Source organism: Christensenella sp., from assembly GCF_034927525.1.
Classification (GTDB): domain Bacteria; phylum Bacillota; class Clostridia; order Christensenellales; family Christensenellaceae; genus Christensenella.
In genome coordinates this window covers 1-10,229 of record NZ_JAYFPU010000222.1, presented here as the reverse complement: position 1 = coordinate 10,229, position 10,229 = coordinate 1, and the positions used below count along the sequence as shown (strand labels likewise).

At 51.8% G+C, this 10,229-nt stretch carries 12 protein-coding genes; 9 read left to right on the top strand and 3 right to left on the bottom strand.

Annotated features, from left to right (window positions below; all coding sequences use genetic code 11):
* The 6 genes from VB081_RS09285 to VB081_RS09260 form a co-directional block, all read left to right on the top strand.
* Positions 1–331, top strand: a 331-nt coding sequence (locus tag VB081_RS09285) for a (2Fe-2S)-binding protein (protein WP_323400538.1), incomplete at its 5' end; no start/stop codon positions are given.
* Positions 332–450: 119 nt separating this feature from the next.
* Positions 451–1,356, top strand: a complete 906-nt coding sequence (locus VB081_RS09280; protein ID WP_323400540.1) for a multidrug resistance efflux transporter family protein — start codon at positions 451–453, stop codon at positions 1,354–1,356.
* A 37-nt stretch (positions 1,357–1,393) separates the two neighbouring features.
* Positions 1,394–2,080: a response regulator transcription factor gene (locus VB081_RS09275; protein ID WP_323400537.1), complete on the top strand. Its 687-nt coding sequence runs from the start codon at positions 1,394–1,396 to the stop codon at positions 2,078–2,080.
* Positions 2,067–3,119, top strand: a complete 1,053-nt coding sequence (locus VB081_RS09270; protein ID WP_323400539.1) for a HAMP domain-containing sensor histidine kinase — start codon at positions 2,067–2,069, stop codon at positions 3,117–3,119. The genes VB081_RS09275 and VB081_RS09270 overlap by 14 nt, the downstream gene beginning before the upstream one ends.
* A gap of 31 nt (positions 3,120–3,150) precedes the next feature.
* Positions 3,151–3,840: an ABC transporter ATP-binding protein gene (locus tag VB081_RS09265; RefSeq protein ID WP_323400536.1), complete on the top strand. Its 690-nt coding sequence runs from the start codon at positions 3,151–3,153 to the stop codon at positions 3,838–3,840.
* Positions 3,837–6,374: an ABC transporter permease gene (locus VB081_RS09260; RefSeq protein WP_323400535.1), complete on the top strand. Its 2,538-nt coding sequence runs from the start codon at positions 3,837–3,839 to the stop codon at positions 6,372–6,374. Before VB081_RS09265 ends, VB081_RS09260 begins: the two co-directional genes overlap by 4 nt.
* A 51-nt stretch (positions 6,375–6,425) precedes the next feature.
* On the opposite strand, the gene VB081_RS09255 is transcribed toward VB081_RS09260, so the two are convergent.
* Complete coding sequence (locus VB081_RS09255) at positions 6,426–6,902, bottom strand: pyridoxamine 5'-phosphate oxidase family protein (RefSeq protein ID WP_323400534.1); 477 nt, start codon at positions 6,900–6,902, stop codon at positions 6,426–6,428.
* Between the two features lie 144 nt (positions 6,903–7,046).
* Positions 7,047–7,682 carry a class I SAM-dependent methyltransferase gene (locus VB081_RS09250; protein ID WP_323400533.1) on the bottom strand — a complete coding sequence of 212 codons (636 nt, stop codon included), beginning with the start codon at positions 7,680–7,682 and terminating at the stop codon, positions 7,047–7,049.
* Between the two features lie 271 nt (positions 7,683–7,953).
* On the opposite strand from VB081_RS09250, the gene VB081_RS09245 reads away from it, so the two are divergent.
* From VB081_RS09245 to VB081_RS09235, 3 genes are all read left to right on the top strand, one after another.
* Positions 7,954–8,286, top strand: a complete 333-nt coding sequence (locus tag VB081_RS09245) for a hypothetical protein (RefSeq protein WP_323400532.1) — start codon at positions 7,954–7,956, stop codon at positions 8,284–8,286.
* Between the two features lie 181 nt (positions 8,287–8,467).
* On the top strand, positions 8,468–8,923 hold the full coding sequence (locus VB081_RS09240) for a nucleotide disphospho-sugar-binding domain-containing protein (RefSeq protein WP_323400531.1): 456 nt from the start codon (positions 8,468–8,470) through the stop codon (positions 8,921–8,923).
* Positions 8,924–8,964: 41 nt separating this feature from the next.
* Complete coding sequence (locus VB081_RS09235; protein ID WP_323400530.1) at positions 8,965–9,444, top strand: GNAT family N-acetyltransferase; 480 nt, start codon at positions 8,965–8,967, stop codon at positions 9,442–9,444.
* Between the two features lie 76 nt (positions 9,445–9,520).
* Here the strand turns inward: VB081_RS09235 and VB081_RS09230 are convergent.
* Positions 9,521–10,229: amidohydrolase family protein (locus VB081_RS09230; protein WP_323400529.1), on the bottom strand; the 709-nt coding region annotated here is incomplete at its 5' end.

The window sequence follows — 10,229 nt, the reverse complement described above, 5'->3', positions numbered from 1 at the left end:
CGTCCTCATCGACGGGGTCACTTATAATTCCTGTATCTATCTGGCCATCTGGGCCGATGGCAAGCGGATTACCACCGTGGAGGGTCTCCTTGGCCCCAATGGTGAGCTAACCGATATCCAGCAGGCCTTTATCGATGAGGCCGCCGTCCAATGCGGCTTCTGTACCCCCGGCTTTTTACTCACCTCCCTGGAGATTTTAGATAGCGGCATCGAATACACCGATGATCAGCTGCGTAAACTCCTCTCGGGACATCTCTGTCGGTGTACCGGCTATGAAAATGTGCTTCGGGCGGTTAAAAAGACCATGCTGGCACGGCTGGGGAAGTGTTAGCTTCAACAAAAAACAATAATTTTTTATAACTGAAATGGACCCAAAGCCAAATGCTTTTATCGGCTTAGGGTCCATTTTATGGTAAAATAAAATATTATATCAACAGGAGGAATAATCTCATTCGCAAAGCACTCATTTATGGAATCGCAGGTTCCCTTTTTTTCGCCTTTACCTTTGTTTTTAATCGCAGTATGAACCTGGCCGGGGGATACTGGCTGTGGAGCGCCGTCCTACGCTACGTCTACACCCTGCCCATTCTTTTTTTAATTCTCTGGAAACAGGGTGGCCTCTCCCCCGTGTGGGCGGCCATTAAAAAAAAGCCAGGGTCCTGGCTTTTGTGGAGCACCGTGGGCTTTGGGCTCTTTTATCTGCCCCTCACCCTGGCGTCGGTCTACGGGGCCTCCTGGTTTGTGGCGGCCAGCTGGCAGCTCACCATTGTCTGTGGGGTACTGCTGACACCCCTTTTCGGTAAGCGCATCCCGGGAATACAGCTGGCTTGCTCGGGGGTCATCCTCCTGGGGGTTTTTCTCCTGCAATGGGAGCACCTGGCCACCACCAGCCTGTCCGACGTACTCCTGGCCCTGGTTTGCATTGTCCTGGCCGCTTTTGCCTATCCCCTGGGGAACCGAAAGATGATGGTAATCTCCACCGCGGAGCACCTCACTACCCTGGGCCGGGTTTTCGGAATGACCCTGTGCAGTATGCCCTTCTGGCTTTTGGCCGGGGGCTATGCCGCAGTGGCCGCCGGGCTGCCTTCGGCCAGCCAACAATTCCAGTCCTTTATCGTGGCCCTGTTTTCCGGCATCGTCGCCACCCTGCTCTTTTTCAAGGCCACGGATTTAGTGAAGGACAATCACCGCCAGCTGGCGGTGATCGAGGCCACCCAATCCGGGGAGGTGGTGTTCACCCTTTTAGGAGGTGTCCTGTGGCTGGGGGATCCCCTGCCGTCCCCCACGGGCTTTCTGGGTCTGGCCATTATAATCGGGGGTATGATTGCCAGTAGTCTCACGGCTAAATCGGATTAAAATCTTGTTTGAAAAAAGCGAAAGGACGCTAAACGTAATGAACGAGATATTTTTAGTTGAAGATGATCAGGAAATTGCCAAGCATTTAACCGTGCTCCTAGGTACCGAAGGCTTTTCCGTCATCCACGCCGCCACTCGAAAAGAGGCGGTACTATTCGTAGAGAAAAGGTCATTTGATTTAGCCCTGGTGGATATTTCTCTGCCCGACGGCTCTGGCTTTGCCCTTTACACCGCCATTAAGGCCGCACGAGATGTCCCTGTAATTTTTCTGACGGCCTCCGATGATGAGGCCAGCGTAGTTACTGGACTGAACATGGGTGCCGATGACTATATCACTAAGCCCTTTCGCCCCCGGGAGCTCATGGCCCGAATCCGGGCAGCCCTGCGCAAAAGTGGGCAGACCCCCGGAGCCTTTAAAATCCGTAACCTTCAAGTGGACACAGCAAAGGGTGTCGTCCAGCGGGATGGCCAGGAGGTTTTCCTTTCGGCCCTGGAATACCGCCTGTTACTGGTCTTTATCAATGCCCCCACCAGTATCATTACCCGGGACCGACTCTTAGACGAAGTGTGGGATGCCGCCGGGGAATTTGTCAACGATAATACCCTCACCGTCTATATTAAGCGGCTCCGGGAAAAGATTGAGGCCAACCCCAGTGAACCGCAAATCATCGTCACTGTTCGGGGCATGGGATATCGACTGGGGAATGGCCATGCTTCGAAATAAAGAAATTCGACGCCTCACCCTGGTCTTTGCAGCCATCACTGCCGGGGCACTGGGAGCAGGCTTTGCACTTACCCCCCTGGCTGGCCTTTTAATCCTTATCTTTGCCATCGCTTTAGGGGTGGCCTTTGGATGCTTTACCCATACCCGATACCGCCGTCTGGCGGAGTTAGCCGACCAGATTGACGGGGTCCTCCATTACGATGACCCCCTAGTGCTAACTGAAATGGAAGAGGGAGAGCTATCCATCCTGAAATGCGAAATCGCCAAAATGACCCAGCGCATTCATGAGCAAAACGATGCCCTCCAAAAAGAGAAGTCCCATTTGGCCGAATCCCTGGCGGATATCGCCCATCAGCTCCGTACGCCCCTCACCTCTGCCACCCTTATTCTATCCCTTCTAAAGCAAGACCCCGAGGCCCCAAGGCGACGGGCGCTCCTCCGGGAAAGCGAAGCCCTTTTTGCCCAAATGGACTTTCTGATTACGAGCCTCCTGAAGCTCTCCCGGTTAGAGGCCGGCATCGTTCCCTTCCAAAATCAGCCCACGGACCTCTCAGACCTCATCCACACCGCCCTTCAGCCCCTTCGTATTCCCATGGAACTTCACGACATTACTCTAAAGCTCCATATTCCCCAGGGAGCCCAGCTCCAAGGGGATGCTGCCTGGTTGTCTGAGGCCCTGGAGAATCTCCTTAAAAATGGCATCACCAGCGCTGGTGACCACGGCACCCTGACCATTATCGGTGAGGATACGCCATTATTCACCCGCATCACCATTCATGACAGTGGCCCTGGTTTTAAACCCGAGGAAATCCCCCATTTATTTGATCGCTTTTATCAAGGGGAAGCCGCCAGTGCTACAGGCTACGGCATTGGCCTGGCCTTGTGCTACAGCATCATCACCCGTCAGGGTGGACGCATTATTGCCAAAAACCATCCCCGGGGAGGTGCCCTTTTTATTCTCCATTTTCCGAAACCAGCCCCCTTAAGTGACGAATCTCTCACCGGAGTGTCACCGGGGTGTCAGTCAACTCCGTTATAATGGGGGTAACCTATAAAGGAGACCATCAAATATGGCATTTTTAGAAATTGAAAATCTCTGTAAGGTCTACGGCCCCAAAGAAAACCAAGTCACTGCCCTGGACCATATTTCCCTCACCCTTGAAAAGGGAGAATTCACCGCGATCATCGGGTCCTCGGGCTCCGGAAAATCCACCCTGCTCCACGCTATCGCCGGGGTGGATCCTCCCAGCAGCGGCAGAATCCTCCTCAATGGACAGGATGTCTACGCTGCCAATAACGAGGCCCTGGCTATTTTCCGCAGGCGACAGGTGGGGCTGATTTACCAATTCCACAATTTGATTCCCACTCTGACGGTGGTGGAAAACATCACCCTGCCCATCCTGATGGATAAACGCCCCGTCAATGCAAAACGCCTTTGCGACCTATTGACTCTTCTGGGGCTCACTGACCGAAAAAACCATTTGCCCAATCAGCTTTCCGGAGGCCAGCAGCAGCGGGTAGCCATTGGCCGGGCTCTGATGAATGCCCCGGCGGTTATGCTGGCCGACGAGCCCACGGGCAGTCTGGACAGTCAAAACGGACAGGAAATCATCCGCCTCCTCAAGGAAAGTCACAAGCGTTACCATCAGACCCTCATCATCGTTACCCATGATGAAAACATCGCCCTCCAGGCCGACCGGATTATTACCATCTCCGATGGCCGGGTGGTCCGGGATGAAGGTCGGGTGAAACATCCATGAGAATTTTTAACCATATTGCCCTCCAGGGGCTTAAGAAAAACCGAACCCAAACCCTGGTCACCATTATCGGCGTGATTCTATCGGCGGCCATGATGACCGCTGTGGCCACCTTCGGCACCTCACTTCTTCATTTTTTAATCCAGGGCTCCATGGCAAAATGTGGGGACTGGCAAGTCGCCTTCTTTGATGCTGACACAGCCTTTATCCAGGCCCAGGCCGAGGATCAGGCGGTATCCAGTATCGCTGCCTTTGAGGATATGGGCTATGCCCGCCTCGACGATGTTAAAACGCCAGAAAAACCCTATCTCTTTATCGCTGGCTTTGGAGAGAAAACCCAGGAGACCCTGCCCATTAGCCTGATCTCTGGCCGTCTGCCTGAAAACAGTACCGAGATTCTCATCCCCTCCCATCTGGCCCTTAAGAGCGGGGTTAAGCTTTCCCCAGGGGAAACCCTGACCCTCACCCTGGGCACTCGAAGTGCCGGAGGACACTCCCTTAGCCAGCACACCCCTTATACCGATGGGGAGACCCTTGTCCCCCGGGAAGAAAAAATCTATACTGTTGTGGGGACCTACGAACGGCCAGGATTCGAAGAACATTCTGCCCCAGGCTACACGGTGATTACCCAGGCCGATTCTGCCAGCACGACTACCCCGGCAACCCTCTACGTCACTCTAAAAAATCCCCGGGATCTTCATGCCTATCTCAGTGAGTTCCATGGAACGCCATATCTCCTCAATGAGGATGTCCTGCGGTTTATGGGGCTTTCCGACAATGGACTCTTTAATACCCTGCTGTACACCACCGGGGGAATCCTCATTGCCATTATCATGGTGGGCTCCATTTTTCTGATTTATAACGCCTTTAGTATTGCCTTAAATGAACGGACCCATCAATTCGGTATCCTGCTATCGGCGGGTGCCACCGAGAAACAGCTGCGCTATTCCGTCATTTTTGAGGGGCTGTGTATCGGGGGCATCGGCATCCCCCTGGGCATCCTGACGGGAATCGGCAGCATTGCCCTCCTGCTCCCGGTGGTATCCCAAAATTTCAGTATCATCACCACCAGCAGCACGCCCTTGACCCTGTGGATATCCGCTCCAGCCCTTGGAGGGGCAGCGGCTGTCAGCCTGATGACCATTTTAATTTCAGCCTATCTTCCCGCCAGACGGGCTGCCCACGTTCCGGTGATGGACTGCATCCGCCAAACCCAGGCCATTAAAATCGACCCCTCCGCCATTAAAACCCATCCCTTCACCGAGCATCTTCTGGGCCTGGAGGGAACCCTGGCCCTGAAGAATTTTAAACGCAATCAAAAACGCTATCGCAGCGTGGTACTCTCCCTGACCTTGAGCGTCGTACTTTTTGTGGCCGGAAGCGCCTTTGGCACTACCCTGAAACAGCTCGCCAAGACGTACACCATGGCAATGGATGGGGATATTATTTTCTCCACCGGGGATATGGGGGAGGCTGCCTTCCTCAATCTGAGCAACTCCCTTAAAACCGCCCCGGGGGTTTATCGAAGTGCCCTGCAGGCCGATGCCACCTACCCGGCCATGACCACCGATTTACCTGCCAATTTTGTAAACACCTATCGGGCTGCAGTGGGGGACCCCAGCACTGGAGAAGCCTTGTCCTTTCCCATGGAAGTCCAGTTTATTGCCGATGATATTTATACCGACTTTATTAAGAGCCAGGGACTTCCGCTCTCAGAATATACCGGCCCTGGCGCAAAGGGACTGGTCCTCGCCATGAATAGCCAAGAGCATCGCACCTATTTTACAGGCAGTACCATAACCTTCACCCTAGCCTCTGCCGCTGGGGATACCCAGCAGACCCTGGGGGCCACCGTTGTGGATTCCTATCCCCTGGACCCCCTGGCCCGGGATACCTCACAGGCTGGACCGACCTATACCTTTATGATGGTGTTACCCTGGCAGCTGAAGGCGCCCTTGGACACATTGGGTGTGCCGGCCCGATATGGCCTGACCCTTTGGTCTGAACGGCCAGCGGAGTCCATGACCCAAATCCAGTCGATGATTACCGAAACCGGACTGACCACAGACTACACCCTAGTCAATTTATCCACCATTGTGGATCTCTTCCGTAATGTCACCTTTGTGGTGGATGTCTTCACCGGGGTTTTCATCATCATGATTTCCCTCATCGCTGTGGCCAATGTGTTTAATACCATCTCCACCAATATCCGGCTGCGTCGACAAGAGCTGGCAATGCTGCGCTCCATGGGGATGTCTGAGGGTGGTTTTAACCGAATGATGACCTTTGAGTGCTTCTTTTATGGCCTGCGCACGCTTTTGTTTAGTATCCCCATTGCAGGATTGCTGGCCTGGCTGATCCACAAGGGCCTTTTAGCCCAGGAACAATTAGATGGTATCGCCTTTGTGTTCCCCTGGGCCAGCCTGACCATTAGTATTCTCGGTGTCTTTGCCATTGTGCTCATCACCATGGTTTACGCCACCCGTAAAATAAAAAAAGAGAACATCATCGATGCCCTCCGGGATGAACTAACCTGACGGGTATGGGGGTCCCTCGTTCTCCCCAATGGGGTTCCCCCTGCTTCATTTTTACTTCTCCTTCACACGCTTTCCGGTCATCTGCCTGATATCCAGGGCAATGAATCCCATTCGGTGGATATCCCGGGTGATTTCCATCTCGACCTCTTCCGGGGTTGGATAGTATTTTAAGGCCAGCTGCCGAACCTTTTCCTCAATAACCGCCGAATCCTCTACCAGGGCGGCCTGGCCCATGACAATGACACTTCGTACATGCCAAGCCCAATCATCTGCCTCTTTCAATCCTTTGTCCCAGGTGGTAAAGCAGACCTTGCTGCAGCTTTTAATGGCATCCAGCTTATGGCCGACCTTGGCACAGTGGAAGTAGATCCGGTTCTCCGCCTCGTCGTAATAAAAATTCATGGGGACACCGTAGGGATAGCCATCATCCCCGATAACCGACAGGACCCCCCGGGGCTCCGCCCCTAGAATTTCCTTGCATTCTCCCTGGGAAAGGGCCTGCTTAAACCGCCGCATTGCTCTGGACATGATGGACCTCCAATTTTTGTACTTTCATTTTCGCTTTCCTCGATTCTACTGAAATTCTTTACGCAGAATTTCAAGGTAAATGGAGGAATGAGGCGTTTTGTTGCGGTCTGACCCCCATGTTTTGGGTTTGTGTCTATCAATCCTTTATTTCCGTGCTTCCAAAAATAGAACGGTTTCCCACGTCTTCGTCCGGATTTCGGTAAAACCGGCTTTTTCAAAGAAAGTGCTGAGTTCCTTAGGACTGTAGACCCGGACGTCACCGGTATGGGTCCAGGGAAAAACCATTCGATTGGCAATCCACCGCACCATGGGCTTAAAGGATGGCTCCGCCAGATAGACCGCTCCGCCCTTTTTTAGGGCCCGCATACATTCTGCCGCAAATTCCCAGGGGTCTTCAAAGTGATGAAAGGCGCAGGATACCGTTATGGCATCGAGGCTCTCTGTTTTAAAATCCAGGGGGACGCTGGGCTGTACCCGAAAGGTTCCCTCGGGATATCGCTGCTTTGCTGCTACAATCATATTTTTAGATATATCAATGCCAAAGGCCTCTACATCGGCCTTTTCAGCCAATGCCGCAAGCAAGGTTCCATTGCCACAGGCCACATCTAAAATACGGTCTCCATCCTCTAATTCGACATTTTGAATGAGGACTGCCTTATGAGCTTTGGTATACTCACCCTCTGGGGATGTGTCGTAGCCCCGCGCCATTTTGTTATAGACTTCCTTTGACTGTTGGGTCTTTTTTCCCATGGCGGTACTCCTTACGTTAACTTTGCTCATATTCATTCCTCCATTATACTTTCTCGTCCCTTAGTGTAGCCCATCACCCCTTATTTTGCAACGCAAATAAACACGTTGCAGAATACGACGCAAGCGCAACGTATTTTTGTGATGCGTTCTTATGGATTTTGGACAGATTTGTGATAGGATAGAGGTAGATTAATAGGGGATTTGGCAGACGACTTATGGGCATCATCTGAGGTCAGGAAGGGGAAATCAAAATGAAAATCGCATTTTTTGTATCCCAGCGTATGGACATACCAACCCAACGTTGGAAGTTGTAAAGGAACTGGTGCAGCGTGGCAATGACGTTCGATACTATTCCTACGCTATGATGAAAGAAAGAATTGAAGCAACCGGTTCAGAATTCATATCCTGTGACCAGTATGACCCTCAGATGGATTTGAAGCCAGAGGACGCGGAGCGGATTTCTACAGAACTGCTTGTGAACATGACCCTTGCCATGGACGATGGGTTGATCGGCGAAATGACGTGTTGGAAGCCGGACTGTATCGTAGCTGATTCCATGGCAGTGTGGGGAAAGCTTGCGGCTTTCAAGCTAAGTGTACCCTTCTATGTCCTCCACGACAACCTTTGCCTTTAATCGGTATTCCGCAAAGGTCATAAATCAAAGTGCTTCCCAAGTGTTCAAAATACTCTTTGCTATTCCGAAACATTTTCAGACAAGTATACCTTCGATGGACCATTAATACGAGAGACTGCATGTAAGCCTGAAAAGTCGGAGCGCAAAAAGATATATCTCCCTTGGAACAGTGGTGACAGTGGTGAATACCAGACCTGACTTTTACTGCAACTGCATTCGCGCATTTGCCCAAAGTGAGTATGCTGTCATTATGTCCGTCGGTGGGGAGAATACACTGGAATCCCTTGGTGTCATCCCGGATCATTTCACGGTAGCCCAGAGTGTGAAGCAAATCGATGTGCTGCAAAAGGCCGATGTCTTTCTGACCCATTGCGGTATGAACAGCACCAACGAGGCGCTGTATTACGGTCTAACCCTCCTCCTGTTTCCACAGACGACAGAGCTTGCACACCGGGTAAAGGAGCTGGGCACTGGCGCTTATCTGGAGGATGACTCGCCGGAGAACATAAAACCCGGTATTCTTGAAGTGTTGGAAACCAGCTCCTATCGACAGGCAGCAGAAAAAATTTCAGAAGGCTTCCACCGCTGCGGTGGATCAAAAGTGGCCGCGGATAAAATAGAAGCACTGTGCGGATGAGTAGGTATCGATGAATTTGAATTTATGGAGGAAAAGAAAATATGTGTGAATTAACTTTTAGATATGCGACAGAGAGCGATGTACCAAAAATTTTATATTTTATAAAAGAGCTTGCGTCTTATGAACATATGCTAGATGAAGTAGTTGCAACAGAAGAACTTTTGCAGGAATGGATATTTAAACACAAAAAAGCAGAAGTCATATTTGCAATAGAGAATGAAGAAGAAATAGGGTTTGCATTATTTTTTCACAATTTTTCAACATTTTTAGGGCGCTCAGGGGTATATCTCGAAGATTTGTATGTAAAACCAGAATGTCGTGGAAAAGGATATGGAAAAGCGGTATTGAAAGAACTTGCTCGCATTGCGGTAGAAAGAGGTTGTGGGCGATTGGAATGGTGGTGTTTAGATTGGAATAAACCGAGTATTGATTTCTATTTATCTTTGGGTGCTGAACCTATGAAAGATTGGACAGTTTACAGAGCAACAGGAGAAACACTTGATAAATTGGCAAGTGAATAAAACCCCAGTTTATCGAGTAAATAAAAACATAAGCACAGAGCGGTCAACAATCGACCACTCTTTTTTATATTGTTTCTTAATTGCCGACATGCTCAGTCACACAGGCATCCCGGGGGATATACCGCCCGCAGTCCTCTTGGGTAACCACACCATTTTCTACAACGACCTGGCCCCGAAGCAGGACGGTGTTGGCTCGGCCGACGGTGGCCATGCCTTCGTAGGGGTTATAGTCCACGTTCATGTAGAGATCGGCGTAATGGATGGTTCCCCGGGCTTCGGGATCCCAGATAACCACATCCGCATCGCTTCCCGGGGCGATGACGCCCTTTCGGGGGTACATCCCAAAGATACGGGCGGGATTTTCGGACAGAAGAGCCGCCATTTGCCCCGAGGTCATCCGGCCAGTGGCCACCCCCAAGGTGTACATGAGCAGGGGGCGGGTTTCCACGCCAGGCATCCCGTTGGGAATTTGGCTGAAATCCGCCATACCGGCATCCTTTCCCCCCACCATATTGAAGCTGCAATGATCGCTGCCCACCGTATCCACTACATCCTCGGTAATGGCCTGCCACAGGGCGGCCTGGTCCACCTTCTTCCGCGCTGGAGGGGCAAAGACGTATTTAGCGGATTCGAAGTCGTCAGTATAACAGCTGTCATCCAGGGCCAGATACTGGGGACAGGTTTCGATGAGGACCTGCTGGCCCCGATCTCGGGCGGCCAGGCAGTGGCTTAGGCCCCGGGCGGTGCTTAAGTGGACCACATAGGCCGGGGCACCTGCTGCCTCG